The 21,306-nt window shown below is 48.8% G+C and carries 8 protein-coding genes; 7 read left to right on the top strand and 1 reads right to left on the bottom strand.

The annotated features are described in order from the left end of the window. The first annotated feature begins 165 nt into the window (after window positions 1-165). The 7 genes from AC07NA_RS25190 (at window position 166) to AC07NA_RS25160 (ending at window position 20,056) form a co-directional block, all read left to right on the top strand. The gene (locus tag AC07NA_RS25190; protein WP_494900743.1) at window positions 166-11,319 is read left to right on the top strand and encodes an Ig-like domain-containing protein; all 11,154 of its coding nucleotides are present in this window, start codon (window positions 166-168) and stop codon (window positions 11,317-11,319) included. Continuing rightward, window positions 11,316-12,314, top strand: coding sequence for a PorP/SprF family type IX secretion system membrane protein (locus AC07NA_RS25185; RefSeq protein WP_345214030.1), 999 nt, complete (start codon window positions 11,316-11,318; stop codon window positions 12,312-12,314). Before AC07NA_RS25190 ends, AC07NA_RS25185 begins: the two co-directional genes overlap by 4 nt. Before the next feature lie 12 nt (window positions 12,315-12,326). After that, window positions 12,327-14,288 (top strand): OmpA family protein, encoded by a 1,962-nt coding sequence (locus AC07NA_RS25180; protein ID WP_494900741.1) that lies wholly within the window; start codon window positions 12,327-12,329, stop codon window positions 14,286-14,288. Between the two features lie 38 nt (window positions 14,289-14,326). Next, complete coding sequence (locus AC07NA_RS25175; RefSeq protein ID WP_345214028.1) at window positions 14,327-14,554, top strand: hypothetical protein; 228 nt, start codon at window positions 14,327-14,329, stop codon at window positions 14,552-14,554. Window positions 14,555-14,696: 142 nt separating this feature from the next. Continuing rightward, window positions 14,697-15,488 (top strand): DUF3575 domain-containing protein, encoded by a 792-nt coding sequence (locus tag AC07NA_RS25170; protein WP_494900740.1) that lies wholly within the window; start codon window positions 14,697-14,699, stop codon window positions 15,486-15,488. Between the two features lie 461 nt (window positions 15,489-15,949). Beyond that, on the top strand, window positions 15,950-17,533 hold the full coding sequence (locus AC07NA_RS25165; RefSeq protein ID WP_494900739.1) for a CotH kinase family protein: 1,584 nt from the start codon (window positions 15,950-15,952) through the stop codon (window positions 17,531-17,533). A 153-nt stretch (window positions 17,534-17,686) separates the two neighbouring features. Then, window positions 17,687-20,056: an ABC transporter permease gene (locus tag AC07NA_RS25160; protein ID WP_494900738.1), complete on the top strand. Its 2,370-nt coding sequence runs from the start codon at window positions 17,687-17,689 to the stop codon at window positions 20,054-20,056. 363 nt (window positions 20,057-20,419) lie between these two features. Here the strand turns inward: AC07NA_RS25160 and AC07NA_RS25155 are convergent, their stop codons facing one another. Further along, window positions 20,420-21,286 (bottom strand): helix-turn-helix domain-containing protein, encoded by an 867-nt coding sequence (locus AC07NA_RS25155; protein ID WP_494900736.1) that lies wholly within the window; start codon window positions 21,284-21,286, stop codon window positions 20,420-20,422. Window positions 21,287-21,306 lie beyond the last annotated feature (20 nt).

Raw genomic sequence — 21,306 nt, 5'->3', positions numbered from 1 at the left:
AAATGAACAAAATGAACAATGAACAAAATGAACAGCATCCGGAAATATTGAACGGCTACCTGTATTATTAATTAAGTGAACAAAGTGTATCTGCCTTATTCACAACACTCATGGTAATTTTAGTCGAGTAACTTACAGTTCATTCTACCTTATAATAAACCACATATGGGAATTTCTACATCTCTGGTCAGGGGCATCGTCGCCATGTTCCTGTTGCTGTTTTTGTCAACAAATATTCACGCGCAACGCATTTATGCCGATAAACACGCCGAGGCTGTTGGCGGTATTTGCGTAGGTTGCGGCGTACTTAACCCCGAACTTGCTACCGACGGAAACCCGCAAACGGCATCGGTACTCAGCGTAATTGTGGGCATAGGTTCGCAAACCGCGCAGGAGGTAATTTTTGACGCCAACAAGCCTGCCGCCAACACGCCGGTTCGCCTTAAACTGGGCACGGGCGATAATTTGGTTGACCTTACCGCGCTTGGCAGGGTATCCATACAAGCCTTTAACGGCACCTCGCCTGTTGGCCCCGAATATGCTGCGCCTACTTTGTTAAGCGCCTTAAGCAGTAATAACCAGTTTGAGGTAAGCATTACGCCAACCGCTTCTTTCGACCGCATCAGGGTTACCCTGCATGGCGGCCTGGTAGCATTGCTAAGCTCATTATATATATATGATGGTTATTATACAGGTAATGCGCCCGCCTTATGTAATACCGCTGTTGATGAACTGCACGGTATATCATCGGCCTTGTTAGGCCTTGGGCTTAATGTGGGCGGCGTGGCCAACCCGGCCCGGGCGATTGACGGCAACCTTAATACGGCATCTACCTTAAATGCAGGGGTAGGCCTGTTAGGTGCTTACGCGCAGCAAACCATCATCTTCAATCAGTCATCCGTTATCGGCGACTCGGTACGGTTAACGCTTTCGCTGCCGCAGGCATTGATAGATGCAGGCGTATTTACCCGCATAACCCTCACTTCTTATACAGGTAACGTTAGTAATAATGATGAACAACTACTCAACTCTGCTTTATTAAGCCTGCGCCTGCTCGATCTGAGCAATAACCGCAGGCGTGTTACCGTAACTTATGCCCCCACCAAAACATTCGACCGTGTTGAACTGAAACTTGGCGGCGGCATAGCCAACGTACTTTCCACCCTCGATTTGTACGAGGCCCAGCGATTAATACCGCGGCCTGTTATTAGGTTCAACAACGCTACTGTAAGCGATGTACAAACCTGCGCGGGCAGTACGGTAGCGCTATCGGTAACTGCCGTACCTAATACAACCTTCAGCTGGTACACACAAGAAACCGGTGGCGCACCCGTGGCTACCGGCAACAACTTTACTACCCCTGCTTTAACAACTACTACCACTTATTATGTGGCAGCCTCACGCACCGGTTGTACCGATGCCTCCGAACGCGCGCCGGTAACCATCACCGTAAACCAGATCCCCGCCGCGCCGGTTATCACCAATAATAACGTAACCGTTTGTCCCGGTCAGCCGGCCATATTTGCGGCTCAAAACGTGCAGGGGGTTACTATCAACTGGTACACTACCCCTACAGGTGGTTCGCCGGTGTTTACAGGCAATACTTTTACTACCCCTAATATTACAGCCAATACTAATTACTATGCCGAAGCCGTTGCCGGCGGTACCTGCGTAAGTACTGCGCGTACCCTGGTATCCGCTACTGTAAGCACCTTACCGGCTAACCCAACACTCACCGCTGCCAATGTATCTGTTTGCTCGGGCGATGTAGCTACCCTTTCGGTGGCATCACCTGTTAGCGGCATTATATATAAATGGTATAGCACAGCGACCGGTGGCACTCCTTTATTTACTGGCGTTAATTTTACCACTCCGGCTTTAACCGCTAACGCGAATTATTATGTTGAAGCCGAAAACGCTACGGGATGTGCCAGCGGGCAACGTGCTCACGCCACCGTTACCGTGCAGCCTAAACCTGCCAATCCAATACTGGCGGCCAACAGCCTTACTATTGCAGCAGGGCAAACCGCTACCATTATTGTAAACAATGCCCAAACCGGCATTACCTACAACTGGTATACTTCAGCCAATGCTGCAACACCAATACATACAGGTACTACCTTTACCACGCCTGCACTGTTCACCAACACTACTTATTATGTAGGTGCTGCCAATGCCACAGGTTGTACCTCGGTTAACCGTACACCGGTGACCATCAGCGTGACCATTGATAACAACTCGCCCTGCGTGTTCGCCAAAGAACAATCGAGCAACGTCAACGGCATCTGTATCGGTTGCGGGGTAGACCTTAACAACCTCGCCATTGATGCCGATACCACTACCGCTTCCTCCATTCATGTGCTGGCAGGACTGCTTGGTGGCTTCGCCGAACAGGAACTCCGCTTTCAGCAGCCCGGCGTAAGCGGTGATACCGTGCGCATCGTGGTACAGGCTCCTGTCGCCTTAGCCGATGTGGGTGTACTCGGACATATCGAAGTAGCCCTCTATAATGGCGCCAACGAGGTCGTTCGTTATAGCCTGGATAACGCCCTGATCAAACTGCGCCTGTTAGGGGCAGGCAACCGTTATGCCATCTCTGTGCCTGCCACAGGCGCTTATGACCGCGTGACCATCCGCCTGACTTCAGGGGTGGCTACCTTGCTTACTTCTTTGAATGTTTTTTACGCCATTCAGCAATATGCCGCGCCGGTATTTAACCCGCTCGCGCCTGAAATTTGTAAAGGAAGCACCGCGCAGATCAATATTACTTCGCCGTCTGCCGGTATCTTTAACTGGTATACTGCACCTACAGGTGGTTCTCCTGTATTTACAGGCGCTAACTTTACTACGCCTGCCCTTACCGCCAATACTACTTATTATGTGGAGAACAGCCGTAACGGTTGCGCGGGCAGTGTACGTTACCCTGTGCAGGTGCTCGTGAACGATCCGCCTGTTAAACCGGTCGTGGTACCGTCTACCGCCGCTATCTTCAGCGGGCAGACCGCCACCTTTACCGCTTCCGCAGGTAACAACGCTACTATTAAGTGGTATACTGTTGCTTCGGGTGGTACGCCGGTATTTACCGGTAATACCTTTGTTACTCCTGCACTTTCGGCCAATACTACTTATTATGCCGAATCTTCTGTAGGCAGCTGTGTTAACCCTGACAGGACCGTGGTGACCGTTACCGTTACACCGATCGTCATCCCGGATGTGGCTGTTAACCCACCTGTGCAAGCCGTTAACCCGGGTACTTCGGCTACCATTACCGCTTCGTCTACTACGCCGGGTACCGTGTTCAACTGGTATACTGCCCCTGCAGGCGGTACCAGCATCTTTACCGGCCCGGTATTCAATACACCTGCCGTTTTTGCCAATACTACTTATTATGCCGAAGCCGTAGTGACCGCTACCGGTGCCAAGTCGGCTACGCGTGCTGCCGGTGTGGTGAACGTGAACAATATCGCTTCTTCACCCGTGCCTTGTGATGCCGCTATCGCTGAAACTTCGGATATCAACGGTTTGCTTGGTTTAGGTTGTTCTATCAGCAACAATGCCGGCGCTATCGATAACGACCGCAATACTTTCTCCCGCCTGGATGTGCCTGTCGGTTTGCTTAACGCTTACGCACAGCAGACCCTCCGCTTTGCCGGTACAGGACGCGCAGGTGATAGCGTGGTGGTGGAACTGGGTTTACCGGGTACACTGGCCAACGTCAACGTACTGTCGCAGATCGGCATCGCTACTTATAATGGTACTACTTTTAATAACGACCGCTTCAGTGTGAACGGTGCTTTGCTTTCTATCCGCTTACTGGACGGGGCAAGCCGTTTCCGCGTCGCATTTAAGGCTGCCGCCGATTTCGACCGCGTCGAAATCCGTTTGAACTCTTCACTGGCCGGGGTATTCAACGCCCTGAATATCTATGATGCTTCGCAGGCCGTGGCTGCCCCGGTGATCGCCGTGGCCAGTACTTCGGTTTGCCAGGGTTCGCAGGCTACACTTACCGCTACCGCGCCTGATTATGTGACCGTGAAATGGTATACTTCGGCTACAGGTGGTTCGCCTGTGTTTACAGGCAAGGTGTTCAATACCCCTGCCCTTAACAACAATACTACTTATTACGCCGAGGCTACACGCACCGCTACCGGTTGTGTGCAGGGCGTACGTACCCCGGCTACCGTTACCGTTTCACCGGTGCCCGTGCCGCCTGCCGTGGCTGCTACCGATGTCACCATCTGTGCAGGGCAGACCGCTACCTTTACCGCGCAGGCCGTTACCGGGGTTACCTTTACCTGGTTTACTGCGCCTACAGGTGGTACGCCTATATTCACCGGGACCCAGTTTACTACGGCTGCGCTTAACGCTAACGCTTCTTATTATGTTGAAGCTAACTCGGGTAGCTGTGGTAGTTCTACCAGAACGAAAGTTAATGCCCTGGTTAACCCTACTCCTGCTAACCCGGTTGTTACCGCAGCCAGTTCAAGTATACAGGCAGGGCAAACCGCTACTTTAAACGTTACTAACGCGCAAGCTAATACCACCTACAATTGGTATACTTCAGCCAATGCTGCAACACCAATACATACAGGTACTACCTTTACCACGCCTGCACTGTTCACCAACACTACTTATTATGTAGGTGCTGCCAATGCCACAGGTTGTACCTCGGTTAACCGTACACCGGTGACCATCAGCGTGACCATTGATAACAACTCGCCCTGCGTGTTCGCCAAAGAACAATCGAGCAACGTCAACGGCATCTGTATCGGTTGCGGGGTAGACCTTAACAACCTCGCCATTGATGCCGATACCACTACCGCTTCCTCCATTCATGTGCTGGCAGGACTGCTTGGTGGCTTCGCCGAACAGGAACTCCGCTTTCAGCAGCCCGGCGTAAGCGGTGATACCGTGCGCATCGTGGTACAGGCTCCTGTCGCCTTAGCCGATGTGGGTGTACTCGGACATATCGAAGTAGCCCTCTATAATGGCGCCAACGAGGTCGTTCGTTATAGCCTGGATAACGCCCTGATCAAACTGCGCCTGTTAGGGGCAGGCAACCGTTATGCCATCTCTGTGCCTGCCACAGGCGCTTATGACCGCGTGACCATCCGCCTGACTTCAGGGGTGGCTACCTTGCTTACTTCTTTGAATGTTTTTTACGCCATTCAGCAATATGCCGCGCCGGTATTTAACCCGCTCGCGCCTGAAATTTGTAAAGGAAGCACCGCGCAGATCAATATTACTTCGCCGTCTGCCGGTATCTTTAACTGGTATACTGCACCTACAGGTGGTTCTCCTGTATTTACAGGCGCTAACTTTACTACGCCTGCCCTTACCGCCAATACTACTTATTATGTGGAGAACAGCCGTAACGGTTGCGCGGGCAGTGTACGTTACCCTGTGCAGGTGCTCGTGAACGATCCGCCTGTTAAACCGGTCGTGGTACCGTCTACCGCCGCTATCTTCAGCGGGCAGACCGCCACCTTTACCGCTTCCGCAGGTAACAACGCTACTATTAAGTGGTATACTGTTGCTTCGGGTGGTACGCCGGTATTTACCGGTAATACCTTTGTTACTCCTGCACTTTCGGCCAATACTACTTATTATGCCGAATCTTCTGTAGGCAGCTGTGTTAACCCTGACAGGACCGTGGTGACCGTTACCGTTACACCGATCGTCATCCCGGATGTGGCTGTTAACCCACCTGTGCAAGCCGTTAACCCGGGTACTTCGGCTACCATTACCGCTTCGTCTACTACGCCGGGTACCGTGTTCAACTGGTATACTGCCCCTGCAGGCGGTACCAGCATCTTTACCGGCCCGGTATTCAATACACCTGCCGTTTTTGCCAATACTACTTATTATGCCGGAGCCGTAGTGACCGCTACCGGTGCCGCGTCGGCTACGCGTGCTGCCGGTGTGGTGAACGTGAACAATATCGCTTCTTCACCCGTGCCTTGTGATGCCGCTATCGCTGAAACTTCGGATATCAACGGTTTGCTTTGTTTAGGTTGTTCTATCAGCAACAATGCCGGCGCTATCGATAACGACCGCAATACTTTCTCCCGCCTGGATGTGCCTGTCGGTTTGCTTCACGCTTACGCACAGCAGACCCTCCGCTTTGCCGGTACAGGACGCGCAGGTGATAGCGTGGTGGTGGAACTGGGTTTACCGGGTACACTGGCCAACGTCAACGTACTGTCGCAGATCGGCATCGCTACTTATAATGGTACTACTTTTAATAACGACCGCTTCAGTGTGAACGGTGCTTTGCTTTCTATCCGCTTACTGGACGGGGCAAGCCGTTTCCGCGTCGCATTTAAGGCTGCCGCCGATTTCGACCGCGTCGAAATCCGTTTGAACTCTTCACTGGCCGGGGTATTCAACGCCCTGAATATCTATGATGCTTCGCAGGCCGTGGCTGCCCCGGTGATCGCCGTGGCCAGTACTTCGGTTTGCCAGGGTTCGCAGGCTACACTTACCGCTACCGCGCCTGATTATGTGACCGTGAAATGGTATACTTCGGCTACAGGTGGTTCGCCTGTGTTTACAGGCAAGGTGTTCAATACCCCTGCCCTTAACAACAATACTACTTATTACGCCGAGGCTACACGCACCGCTACCGGTTGTGTGCAGGGCGTACGTACCCCGGCTACCGTTACCGTTTCGCCGGTGCCGGTGCCGCCTGCCGTGGCTGCTACTGATGTCACCATCTGCGCAGGGCAAACCGCTACCTTTACCGCGCAGGCGGTTACAGGGGTTACCTTTACCTGGTTTACTACGCCTACAGGTGGCACCCCTATATTCACCGGGCCGCAGTTTACTACTGCCGCCCTTAATGCTAACGCTTCTTATTATGTTGAAGCTAATTCAGGTAGTTGTAGTAGCGCTACAAGAACTAAGGTTAATGCCCTGGTGACACAAACACCGCTGACACCAACAGTTTCACAAACGCCTGTTGAAACCTGTTCGGGTTCATCGGCTGTGCTGGCTGCTACCTCAACCCAACCGGGTGTAACCTTTAACTGGTACACTGCTGCAACAGGCGGTACGCCAATATTCACCGGGCCGCAATTCACTACGCCTGCACTTAGCGCATCTACCTCTTACTATGTAGAAGCAGCATCAGGCAGTTGTGTAAGCAGCACCCGTGCCAAAGCCGACGTACAGGTTAACACTACCCCGGCCAACGCTACGGTAACTGTTAACCCAATAAACAAACAGGTAACATCGGGCCAAACAGCTACACTTACCGCGTCATCAACCACAGCAGGTGCAACCTTTAAATGGTATACTACCGCTACAGGCGGCACCGCCATATTTACCGGCGCTGCATTTACTACGCCGGCGCTTACTTCAACCACCACTTATTATGCAGAAGCCAGCATCGCGTCGAGCGGTTGTATCAGCGTACAGCGTACAGCGGTTACCATTACCGTTAACCCGATATTCGCCACTGATTGCGACTTCGCATCGACCCAAACCAATGAAATAGTAAGTGCAGGTGTTTGCTTAGGATGCGTTGTTACCACACCAGACGATGCGGTTGATCAAAACATCACTAACTTCAGTCAGATGAATTTGCCTGTGAGCGTGCTTGGTTCTTATGCCGCTCAAAAACTGATATTTGATTCGCCGGGTATTGTGGGCGATACCGTAACTGTTCGTTTAAGCGTACCTGCTTCGTTAGCGAATGTAGGTGTACTGAACAGGATCTCGATAGGATCGTTCAACGGCACTACCGACAACAACGACCGCATTAACCTGAGCAACAACCTCATCAGCATACAATTACTGGCCGGTGAGCAAACCGCACTGGTTAAATTTGCTCCGGGTGCCGCGTTCGACAGGGTTGAAGTACGCCTGAACAGCGTTGTTGCAGCCGTGTTCAATACCCTTAACATTTACTACGCCAGCAAACGTGTTGAGCAACCGGTACTGGCAGCCAATACCGTAAACATTTGCTCCGGCGGTGATGCTACCTTTACCGTGAGCAATGCCCGCGCGGGTGTTACCTACAGATGGTATACCGCGGCAACAGGCGGTTCACCTGTATTTACAGGTACCAGCTTTACCGCAACCAATGTACAGGCTACCACTACTTATTATGTAGAAAGCAGCCGCGGCACCTGCCCTAACCCTAACCGGGTTGCAGCTACGGTTAACGTAACACCATCGCCGGTTACGCCAACACTGGCACAAAATAATTTAGAGATATGCGCGGGTGAAACCGTTACCCTTACCGTAACCAACGCCAACGGCGCGACTGTAAGATGGTATAACGCGGCTACCAACGGCACGCTGTTATTTACAGGTGCAAGCTATACCGTATCGCCAATTGCTAACGTAAGCTACTATGCCGAAACCAGCAACGGTACCTGTACCAGCCCTGCACGTGCACAGGCCACTATTAAGGTTAACACTCGTCCGGCTCAACCGGGCGTACAACTGGCCAATGTAGAAGTTTGCGCGGGTAGCCCGGCAACTTTAGCGGTTGCTACTCCCGAAGCAGGCGTTACCTACAAATGGTACACCAGCTTAACAGGCGGCACGGCAGTATTCACCGGCCCTACTTATACTACAGGCAACATTACAGCCGGCACCAGTTTCTTTGTGGAAGCATCGAACACTTTAAGCGGTTGTGTTAACAACGGCGGGCGCACACAGGTTGATGTGGATGTAACCACATTGCCGCTTGCCCCTACCCTTAGCGCTACAACCAGCGAGATCTGTAACGGCGGCACTGTAAGTATCAGCGTAAATAACCCGGTTGCAGGCACTACCTACAATTGGTACACCGCGGCCACAGGCGGCACAACGGTATTCACCGGAACTGTGTTCACCGCAAGTAATATTACAGCAGATGCTACCTACTACGTAGAAGCAGTGAGCAGCACCAGTTGCATCAGCACTACCAGGACTGCTACCGCGATAACCGTATTGCCAATACCTACACCACCGCAAGTACAAGTGGCAGGCGGTAACGCAGGTATATGCGCCGGCACTACCGCTACATTAAGCATTACTAATCCGCAGGCCAATTTGGTTTACAGGTGGTACAGCGCGGCTACTAACGGTACTTTACTGTTCACCGGTACGGTGTATAACACCGCGGTGCTTACAGCCAATACTACTTATTATGTAGAAGCCGCCAATGCCGGTAACTGTACATCATCGGCACGTACATCGGTAACTGTTACCGTGAACGCGCTGCCTGCCGATCCAACACTGGCATCAAACACCGCGTCAGTTTGCGTGGGCACTACGGCTTCATTAGCTATCAGTTCGCCGGTGGCAGGTATCATTTACAAATGGTACGATTCACCAGCCTTAACTAACCTGGTACATACCGGCAACACTTTCGTAACTGATCCGATCAATGTAAATACTACGTTCTATGTATCGGCTACCAATGCTTCGGGTTGTGTGAGCGATAACGTAGCTACCGCGCAGGTAACTGTTTTACCTGCACCAAATATACCGGTTATAGCAGGCGGCAATACCGCGCAAACCTGTACCGGCAACACGGTTACACTGACTATCCAAAATCCGGATGCTAACCAAACCTATAACTGGTATACTACCGCGACAGGCGGCACACCGGTATTTACAGGGCCAAGCTTTACAACCGCAGCCTTAACCGGTAACGTTACCTATTATGCCGAAGCTGTAAATACCAACGGCGGATGCGCTTCGTCAAGTCGCGCAGCGGTTACGGTAACTGTTAATCCGTTACCGGTAGCTCCGGTGGTAACCGCGCAGGGTGGCTCAACTACGCCATCGGTATGCGGCGGCAGTGGTGCAACGCTTACTGCTACCAGCACTACGCCTAATGTAACCTTTAACTGGTACACAGCGGCTAATGGCGGCACACCTGTGTTCAGCGGAGCTACTTACACCACTCCTGCCCTTAACGCTAACACTACTTATTATGTAGAAGCAGCAACAGCGGCAGGTTGCGCGTCAAGCACCCGCAGCGCTATTACCGTAACTGTTACTCAACCGCCATCAACACCGATACCTACCAATGCTACAGCATCGGTATGCGCAGGCAGCGGTACTACGCTTTCGGTAAGTTCGCCTTTACAGGATGTTACCTATAAATGGTATGGCGATGCCAACAGGACCAACCTGCTGGCTACCGGCACCACCTTTAACACCGGGGCAATTAACGCTACTACAACCTTCTACCTGGAAGCATCGAGAGGTACTTGTACCAGCGCTGCCCTGGCAACTGTAGTGGTAACTGTTACCGCCGCGCCAACAGCACCGGCAGTGGCCAACAACGGCAACCAAAATACCTGCAACAATACGGCGATAACGCTGGATGTGGTTAATCCGCAATCGGGCATAACTTACAACTGGTACACTGCCGCTACAGGCGGAACAGCCATATTTACCGGGGCAAGTTTTGTAACACCGGTGCTTACCGCTAATATTACTTATTATGTAGAGGCAGCTACCGCGGGTGGGTGTACATCGGCTACACGTACAGCAGTACCGGTAACCGTAACACCGGCCCCACCTGCACCACAGGCTAACGCGCAAAGTACAGCTGTTTGTCCGGGTGAAACTACTACCATTAACGCGGTGGCCAACACAGGCATCACCATTAACTGGTACGATGTTGCCACCGGCGGCACCCCTATACATACCGGCGATACCTTTACCACCGGAGCCATTACTTCGGCAACAACTTACTACGTTGAAGCTGTAAGCAATACCGGCGGATGCGCGTCAACTACCCGCACCGCGGTTACCGTTGATGTGGTGCAGGCACTGCAAGCGCCAATTGTTACAGCGGGCGCGGTCACCAAAACCACCGTCACCTTTAACTGGAACAGCGTACCGGGTGCTACCGAGTATGAAATAAGCACCGATAACGGGCAAACATTTACCAGTGTAGGTAACGCGCTTGTATACACGCCAACAGGCCTGCAGCCTAATACAGCGGTAACGCTTATAGTACGCGGCCTGGGTAACAGTGCCTGCGAAATAAGCGCTAACTCAAACGCGGTAACCCTTACTACCGATAAGCCTAACGGCGAAATATTTGTACCGAACGCCTTTACTCCTAACGGCGACGGCAACAACGATATATTGCTGGTTTATGGCAGTAATATCCAAACTGTGAACTTCTATGTGTACGATCAATGGGGTGAGCTGGTCTTTAAATCGAACAACCAGGGTAATGGTTGGGACGGAACCTTCAAGGGCAGCAGACTACCGGTAGGCGTGTATGTATACTACATGGATGCCACCACTACTGACGGACAAAAAGTTAACAAAAAAGGAACAATCACTCTACTACGATGAAAAAAATAATAATCACATTGGCTGTGCTGCTCCAGTTAGGGGCAGCAAGCCAGCTAAAAGCGCAAATAGATCCGCACTTTTCGCAATATTACGCTTATCCGCTATGGCTAAACCCGGCGCTAACCGGGGTGTTTAACGGCGATACCCGTATCAATGCCAACTTTAAAAGCCAGTGGGCAAGTATCGGCAACGCCTATAAAACAGGTGCCATATCTGCCGATTTTCGCCCTACCGAAAGGGTTGGCGTGGGCATCAATATTGTTAACCAGGCGGCAGGTTCGGCGGGCTATAACTATTTCGCGGCTTACGGTTCGTTCGGTTATAACATCGCGGTATCTGAAGATGGTAACAAGAAAGTGAACTTTGGCGTGCAGGCCGGTATCATTAACCGCAGCTTTGACATGAATAAGCTACAACTGGGCAGCCAGTACGATCCGTCGACAGGTTACAACCCTAATATGCCCAACTTTGAAAACTTTGCCAGCAGCAGCGCTACCGTATTTGATGCCAGCGCGGGTGTGTTTTATTATGATGGCGATCCATCAAGTACCGCCAACTTTTTCGGTGGTGTGAGCGTGGCCCACCTTACCCGCAGTAAAGATCCCTTCGCGGTTGAAGGCATTAACAGCAAGCTGCCCTTGCGCTACAACGTGCACGCGGGGATACGCATCAAAGCAGGCGAATCCTTCGACCTGATACCCCATGCCATTTACGTGCGCCAAAACAAGAGTGAGATAAAGGCATTTGGCGGTTATACCGAAATAAAGATGCAGAACGATAACGGCCTTATACTGGGTGCCATGTACCGAGTGAATGACGCCGCGGTAGCCAATGTGGGTTATCACGTAAACAGCCTTATTATAGGAGCCAGTTATGATTTTAACACATCGGCATTAAACACGGCTACCAACAGCCGCGGCGGTATTGAGCTGTCATTAAGTTATGTATTCCGTAAACGCATACAAGGCCCCGAGCCCGTTTGCCCAAGGCTATAAACCATCACCTATATGAAAAAGTTATTACTTACTATATGTATTTCCAGTATACTATCCGCAGCCTTCGCGCAGTATGGCGGTGATGATACTAAAACACTTGGCGACCGGGCTTTTCGTAATAAGGATTACTTTGAGGCAGCTTTTTACTACAAAAAGGCGGCAACCGGTATGAACATGCTTACCCAAGCGGCCATCCCCTACCATGCTACCCAAAAGAACGAGAAAAAAGGCAAGGTGGAAGACCGTGCCTACATCAGCTTTCAACTGGCCGAATCGTACCGCTTATACGAGAACTACCTGGAGGCCGAAGGCTGGTACAACAAGGTATTAACCGAGGGTGCCGAGGCTAAGTATCCGCTGGCGAAGTTATGGTATGGCGTGTGTTTAAGGGCTAATCAGCATTTTGACGACGCCATAAAGCAGTTGCAGCAGTTCAGCTCATCATACAAAGGCGAGGCTAAATATATCGACATCGCCAAAAAAGAAATAGCCAATTGCGAGTTTGCCAAAGAGCAATACCAATACCCTATACTGGTAGATGCCCTTAAGAAAAAAGGCGACTGGAATTCTGATGGTTCTGATTATTCGGTAATTAAAAAAGACGATAACTATTGGTTCACCTCGTCGCGCTTCGCGAAGGATGATAAAAAGCACATTAACCGTTTGTACCAGGCAAAAGGTATTTCGGGGAAACCGGAGATAATCATACTGAAAGACGAAAGCAACATTAAGGAGCTGGAATACGGCACCCCCGCCCTTACCCCCACCGGCGACCGCATGTATTTTACACGCTGGTACAAAGAGGGCAGCCGCATTATCCACGCCATTTACATGACCGATTGGGTTAAGGATGAATGGACCGCCCCGAAAAAGCTAAATACTTTTGTAAACGCGGATGGCTCTAACTCGATACAGCCATTTGTAACCACCGATGGCAAGCAGCTTTACTTTGTATCGAACAAACCGGGCGGCCAGGGCGGCGATGATATTTGGGTAAGCGACCTTGGTAACGACGGCAGTCCTACCAGTGCCACCAACCTCGGCACTGTGATCAATACCGCGTTTGATGAGCAGGCACCCTATTATGACATAGCCGGTAAAAAATTAATATACAGCTCAAAGGGCTTTACCGGCCTCGGCGGGTTTGATTTTTATGAAAGCTTTAAGGATGTCGATCGTTGGAGTAAGCCTAAGAACATGGGCTATCCTATCAATTCGGCAAAGGATGATCTGTACTTCTTTCCGGAAAGCAGCGATAAAAATAAGTTCTACATCAGTTCTGACAGGGAATCGGATTGCTGCCTTAGCATATTTGAGGCATTTGATAAGCGGCATGTTGTTGCAGGTTTAGTGATTGACTGCGACAAGCATACGCCGCTGGCCGGTGTAAAGGTGAGCTTTATTGATTCCCTGTCGAAACAAGTGATTAAAGAAGTGGTGACCGATGCCAGCGCCAAATACGCGTTTGAGGTAACCACCAAACGGCCGTACAACCTGCGTTTTGAAAAAGAGAAATACTTCAGCAAGGTGGTGCCTGTGCCCGAATCGGGGCGTATGAGCAATGATACGCTGAATAGCCCGGATGTGTGTTTGCAGGCATTTGAGGTTGATTCGCCCATTGTGATCAAAAACGTATTGTACGACTATGATAAAGCCACCCTTCGCCCGGCCTCAAAAACCGTGTTAGATGGTTTGGTTAAGGTTTTGGAAGATAACCCGAAGATCAGCGTAGAGCTATCGGCCCATACCGATTCAAAAGGCAGCGATGCCTATAACCTGAAACTATCAAAGGCCCGTGCAAAAGCCTGCGTAGATTATATTATTTCGAAAGGCATTAGCGCGAGCCGTATCACCTCGCAGGGTTATGGCGAAAGCAAACCGATAGCGCCTAATACGCTGCCAAACGGCAAGGATAATCCGGCCGGTCGTCAGCTTAACCGCCGTACAGAGTTTAAAGTAACCAAAGTGGAATAAATAATCAATCAACGATAAAAATAGTATCCCCTATTACTATGGCAGCAACATTTAACCTCAACCAATTGCCTTTGGAGTACATTATGGCAATGTGTATTATCGCTATTGGCCTGGGCATTTACGGCTTTATAACGATACGTAATTTAAAAGTGCCCCGCACCGGCAGTTATACCCATAACGAGTATAATGATAAAATGCTGATAGGCCTTTTTAATATAGCGTTGAGTGTTGTTTTTATAGGCGGCATGTTTGTAGCTATTAACTGATCATCATAATTAATTTACCATGCGGGCTGTAGCAGCAAAGCACACTGTTACGGTCCGCTTTTTTACCTACTTACAGGTATAAAAAATTATGCATTAATGAGTTATCATTGCGTTTAGTTAACCTTCTCTTTCCCATAAAACTATGCGTACAAAAACAATTTCATTAGTAATGCTGATTGCGCTTTGCACCACAACAAGCACCCTTTTAGCGCAATACCAAAGAAAGATCAACACCTTTGCCGACACCAATTTTACCAACACCAAAAACCTCGTTAAGCTGAATGTAACAGCCCTGCTGCTGAAAAACATTTCGGTACAGTACGAGCGCGCGGTGGGTAAAAAAATATCGGTAGCGCTGGGCGTGCGGTACATGCCTAAATCGGGTTTGCCGTTCAAGTCATCATTTGATAAACTGATTGATGACGAAGAAACTTCGCGCCAGCTCGATGGCTTTAAAACCGGCAATATCTCTTTTACACCAGAGGTAAGGTTTTATACCGGCAGCAAGGGCGTGTTCAGGGGATTTTATATAGCGCCGTTCGCCAAGATCTCTAACTACACGGCCGAACTCCCCTACTATTATACCGTTTATGATGCCGTAACCAATGTGGGTACCGAAAAATCTATTTTCATGAGCGGCAACTTAAAAACCTTTACCGGTGGTGTAATGATAGGCGCGCAATGGAAATTACCCAAACAGTTTTACCTGGACTGGTGGATCTTCGGCCCAAGCTATGGTACATCAAGCGGAAAGCTCACCGGTACAGCCGCTTTATCGCAGCAGGAACAGGATGAATTAAGATCGAGCCTTGAAAGTTTGGATATCCCGCTTACCAAAAGTACCGCCAACGTTAATAACGAAGGCGCACGGCTGGATATTAAAGGGCCATGGGCAGGCATACGTGCCGGCCTTGCCATAGGCTACCGATTTTAAGTAATATATAAATTTTGTTACATAGTGTATTATAAACACTTAAATGTATTAGTTTTGCCGCCGGTAAGTTTAAACCACTTACCATGTGATAAGGTTTAGGTTGAAGCCTCCAAGCAGCGAGTGCAAGGAGGCTTTATTTATTTACAACCACTTCACAATTAAGCATATAAGCCATTCCCGCGTTCTAAAATAACATCCTATCCATATTGTGCAGAGGAGATAAGAAACACATACTATTTCCCCATTATAACATTAAAAACACCGATTACAGGCTGTAGAGGCATTTTTGCCATTTCTTTCGCCCAAAGAAACATCTGTTCTGTTTAATTCGTGTATTTAATGCAGGCACCCATAGTTGTAAACACTAAAATCGCCCCTCTTTTGCAATACCTGAAAATATTGATACATTAGGCAAATATTCCTCCTCCGTTTTTAAACCAAAATTGAACCTGAATAATAAAATGCTGAATTTTAACCGACTGGCGCTATACGCTATTTTCCCGGTGCTGTTGCTGGCATCGTGCTCAAAAAAAACAACCGAGGTTGATCCTGACCCCGTAGTGCCGGAGCCACCTAAAGAAAACATTGTTAAAACGCTTGATTCCTTTGTTTTTAAGACCACAAAAAACTTCCTGATACAACAGGCTATCACCGGCAACATAGTGGGCGATACTGTATTTGTAAACACCTTTGCAGGAACTGATCTATCGGTATTGATACCCGAGTTTACTTTTAAGGGCGGTGTAATCACTGTTAATAACAAGGTACAGGTAAGCGGCGTTACCGCTAATGACTACAGCAAAAAGGTACAATACATCATCACCGCTAAAGACAGCACCAAGAAAACTTACACCATTAAGTTTACCGATACGGGGCTGCCCGCCATTTACATATCAACCAATGGTGTGCCTATAGATAGCAAGGAAGTTTACGTTGCCGGTAATATTAAAATAGCGGGCGATATAGCGGGTACTATCCTGTACGAGGGTAAAACCACCATTAAAGGCCGTGGTAACTCAACATGGAACATGCCCAAAAAACCTTACCGCATTAAGCTGGATAAAAAAGTCGGACTGTTGGGCATGGCCGAAAGCAAGAACTGGGTACTACTGGCCAACTATGCCGATAAAACCCTGATGCGTAACGAACTGGCTTTTGAATTGAGCAGGCATTCGGGATTGGCATTTACGCCAAATTCGAGGTATGTAGAGGTATTTGTGAATGGGTTATACGCCGGAAATTATCAGCTTACCGAACAAATTAAGGAAGGCAAAACACTGGTAAACATTGAGGAACAGGCTGATGGTACTACCTCAATGCCTGATATTTCGGGTGGATATTTAGTAGAGCTGGATGGCTTTGCCGATGGCGAACCGGTACATTTTTACACAGGCCGGTCGATGCCGATAACGGTTAAGTACCCTGACGGGGATGTTATTAATCAGCAACAGAAGGACTATATCAGCAATCATTTTCAAAAATTTGAGGATGCCTTGTTTGCAGATGACTTTACCGACCCTGTGAATGGGTACCGCAAGTATTTTGATGTGGACTCATACGTGAACTATTACCTGGTGAACGAGGTGATGGGCAATTCGGATATATTTTGGAGTACGTACATGTACAAGAAACGTAACGACGATAAAATATACACCGGCCCTGTTTGGGATTTTGACATAGCCGCCAATAACGACGACCGCCTGGGCGATGCCGTGAATAAACTAATGTTCAATGCCGGGCACGATAGCCATACCTGGATAGACAGACTGATGCAGGACCCGACCTTCAGGCAAAAGATCCGCAGCCGCTGGAACGAGTTAAAAATGCAGACCAGTACCCTGCCTAATACCGTTGATGCGCTGGCCAAAAAGCTGGCGGTATCGCAAAGCCGCAATTTTGTTAAGTGGGATATATTATCGCTTAAAGTATACCGCGAGTTTCAGGTGGCGGGCACTTATGATAAAGAAGTTCAGTATCTAAAAACCTATCTTAGTAACCGCATTAACTGGCTGGATACAAAGTTTAATAGCAGTGAGTATCAATAGGTAATCACTGCTCCATAACCGCACATTTCATTGTAATACAACCGAACACAGCACACCGACAAAACCAATATAAACAACTGGCATACAACACTATAAATAAACGGCATTTAATTTGACACCTGTATAACGTATTTCCATCATTACGAAACCGTTATGTTCAAAGATTACCTTGTTACTGCCATCCGCAGCCTTAAAAGGCATAAGCTGTTTACGGTGCTGAATATTTTTGGCCTGGCAACGGGCCTAACCTGTAGTATCCTTATTTTTTTATGGGTACAGGATGAGCGCAGCTATGATAATTTTAACGATAACGCGGCACAGATCTATCGCCTTACTGCCAAGGTATCAGATGTAGAAGTGGCCGTTGTGCCGCCGCCTGTTGCCCCTGCATTGAAGCAGCAGGTGCCCGCCGTTAAAAGCTATACCACGGTAGTACCCTTACAAACTTTTATAACCATAGGCAACAGAAAGTTTGATGAGAAAAACCTGCTGTACGCGGCTTCCAACTTTTTGCAAATGTTTAACTATCCCCTGCTGCAGGGAGATAAGGCCACTGTATTAACCCGGCCCGATGGTGTGGTGCTTACTGCCTCAACCGCCAAAAAGTATTTTGGCAGCGTAAATGCCATAGGCAAGGTGATACATGCCGATAACGACATTAACGGTACCAATTATGTAGTAACAGGCATTCTGAAAGATGTGCCGCATAATTCACACTTACAGTTTGATATGCTGCTGCCTATCGAATTATACAACCGATCGAACGGTGACGTGTGGGATAACTTTGATGTTTACTCCTATGTAGAACTTGACAAGCATTTTAACGCCACACCGTGGGCCATAGCTGCCCTGCAAAAGCAAACAACCGAAATACATACCCTTAACGATAAAACCCACACCAAAAGCACCTTTACCTTACAGCCCCTTAGCGATATTCACCTGAAATCGCGCTTGATGCTTGACGTAGCCGGACAGGGGAACAATCAGCATGTAAACATATTTACGCTTGTAGCCATTTTTATATTGCTGATCGCCTGCATCAACTTCATGAACCTGGCCACAGCTCTTGCCGGACAAAGAGCCAAAGAGGTAGGCCTCCGTAAAACAATTGGCGCCATGCGTTTCCAGTTGATCATCCAGTTCCTGGGCGAATCGTTATTGCTGGCTTTCCTCGCTTTAGTTATCGCACTTGGTGCCGCCTTGTTACTGCTGCCGTTTTTTAATGATCTGGCTAATAAATCCATCTCCATTAATCTGCTTAACCTCAAATTTATAGGCAGTCTGCTGGGTATAGCTACCTTGGTTGGCTTAATATCGGGCAGTTACCCGGCATTCTTTCTTTCGTCGTTTAAACCGATAAAGGTGCTGAAAGGCATAAAAGTATTGAGCGGGAACAAGAACTATTTCCGCAATGGTTTGGTGATTGCGCAGTTTGCCGTTTCGGTAGTTTTAATGGTGAGTACGCTGGTGGTAAGCAGTCAGCTCAATTTTATCCGCAACCGCGATATTGGCTTTAACAAGCAAAACCTGCTTTACCTGCAAATGCCTAAAACCGGCGATACGCGTAATAATTACCAAACCCTCAAAGCTACCCTCGGCAACAATACCGGCACCGGCGATTATACCATTATTGAGCACCTGCCCACTTACCTTACCACAGGCACTACCAACGTAATTTGGCCCGGTAAAGACCCACGGCAGCAAACTGTTTTTCCGCATATTGGCATTGATGAAAATTTTATAAGAACCTTCGGCATGCAAATTATTGCCGGCAGAAACTTCATTGATAACTCCAAAGCCGACGAGCCAAATTACATTTTAAACGAGGCCGCCGTAAAGGTAATGGGCATGACAGTCGCCAACGTCATCGGTCAAAAAATAAGCAGCAACAACCAGCCGGGTGAAGTGGTGGGCGTAGTAAAAGATTTCAACTTTAAGCCGATACAGCAGGGTATTGAGCCACTCATATTAAAACACACCAATCGCGGTGGTTATGTGGTAATGCGTACAAGTCCGGCAGAGATACAGCAGGTGATCACCAAACTAAAGGTAAACTTTCAGGATGTATACCCCAACTTCCCGTTCTCGTACGGCTTTGTTGACCAGGACCTTTCAAAGCTTTACACATCCGAACAGCAAATGGGCCAATTGTTCAATGTATTTTCTGTGGTATCCATCATCATATCGTGTCTCGGCCTTTTCGGACTGGCAACATTCGCTACCCAAAAACGACTGAAAGAGATTGGTGTACGCCGTGTGTTTGGTGCCAGCGCGGCAGGTATTGTGGCCATGCTGGCTAAAGATTTTGTTAAATTGGTAGCAGCAGCATTAGTAGTAGCATTCCCGGTAGCATGGTGGGCCATGAACAAATGGCTGGACAATTACGCCTACCGCACCCAGATCAGCTGGTGGATGTTCGCGCTTGCAGGTTTTATGGCCATAGTGATCGCGTTTTTAACCATCAGCTATCAATCAATAAAAGCGGCTTTGGCTAATCCTATTGATAGTTTGAGGACTGAATAGTTGTATGGCAATCTTCCCGTCAGCAAAACAGCTTCGGATGAAAACGCGCAGAACGTGTTGGCATGAGCGCAAAGGCGGGCATAGCGAACTTGTTGCATGTGGGGAGGAATGGCGTGGTGGGGCAAAAGTTCCAGCCCTAAGTTCTGCACGTTTTTGCAGCGCAGAGGCCTTGTGCGGCATAGAAGCCTTTTTGCTGACTTGATTTTTTGTTACTTTTTTATCAAGAAAAAAGTAATGGCGCACTGCGCCCAAGAGCAGACTAACGTTAACTACAGCAAACACAAACCTACGTAGAGATTGCTTCGTGCCTCGCAATGACGATAGTTTAATAAAAAGCAGAGAATAGCTCTACACTACTCCCCCTTACAATATCGCGCACTGTATCCGCTGAAAATCGGTAGGGTTATGGCCCGAGTAATGTTTAAAGAACCTGCTGAAATGCGAACTGGTATCGAAGTTCAGTTTATCAGCTACTTGCTTCACGCTCAGTTCCGACGCGCATAACCAATAGGTTGCTTCTTTGTATACCCGGTTATGAATAAGGTGCAGCGGCGTTAAACCGGTTTCGTGTTTGATTACCTCGCTTAAATGCTTGGCGGTAACAAACAGCAGATCGGCATATTCCTGTACGGTGCGGAGGGTCATGAAATGCTCGTCTATCAGCTTTTTAAAGCGGTTCACCAACTGTTGCTGACGGTTTGGGTGACTCACCCTCTTTTCGGGACAATTGCCCGAGCGATTGGCTTCGTACAATAACTCAATGAGCAGTAAACGCAGCATTTGGCCATGGTAAGCCTGGTTGCTGTTATACTCATGATCGAGCTTTTTAAATAACGAATGGATATTGGTAAGGTTAATCCCCGATAACGAACACATCGGCGGATGTTCGGGGTTTACATCGAGCAGGTTATCCAGCATGCCATCCCTGATGAGGCCATCCTCCAGGAAATCCTTTTTAAACAGTACGATATATAATTGCAGATCGTCGGTAGCGTCGTGATACGCGTTTAGCGATTGCGGGGTAACCATGTGTATGGAATGGGTATCGGCCTTAAAACGGAAATGCCCTACGGTACGGGTAACGCTGCCACGTAAATTGAGCACCATGGCGTAATGATCGGGGCGGTTTGGTATCTCGTCGGTAGCGCTGCCGTCGTGCTGCAATATGGTAAAGTTTTGTATTATAGGTCTACCATAATTCCAAACTTTAATCAAAAAGATTTTTTTCAAGCTGTTCTCTTATACTTTTC

It is taken from the genome of Mucilaginibacter sp. GW821-FHT07G05, assembly GCF_059418565.1.
Note: the sequence above shows the minus strand (reverse complement) of the source record. Positions and strands in the feature narration are given on the sequence as shown.

Excerpts from the sequence above, each read along its gene's own strand:
- AC07NA_RS25190 (WP_494900743.1), top strand. The coding sequence starts at position 166 with ATGGGAATTTCTACATCTCTGGTCAGGGGCATCGTCGCCATGTTCCTG.
- AC07NA_RS25185 (WP_345214030.1), top strand. The coding sequence starts at position 11,316 with ATGAAAAAAATAATAATCACATTGGCTGTGCTGCTCCAGTTAGGGGCA.
- AC07NA_RS25165 (WP_494900739.1), top strand. The coding sequence starts at position 15,950 with ATGCTGAATTTTAACCGACTGGCGCTATACGCTATTTTCCCGGTGCTG.
- AC07NA_RS25170 (WP_494900740.1), top strand. The coding sequence starts at position 14,697 with ATGCGTACAAAAACAATTTCATTAGTAATGCTGATTGCGCTTTGCACC.
- AC07NA_RS25160 (WP_494900738.1), top strand. The coding sequence starts at position 17,687 with ATGTTCAAAGATTACCTTGTTACTGCCATCCGCAGCCTTAAAAGGCAT.
- AC07NA_RS25180 (WP_494900741.1), top strand. The coding sequence starts at position 12,327 with ATGAAAAAGTTATTACTTACTATATGTATTTCCAGTATACTATCCGCA.
- AC07NA_RS25175 (WP_345214028.1), top strand. The coding sequence starts at position 14,327 with ATGGCAGCAACATTTAACCTCAACCAATTGCCTTTGGAGTACATTATG.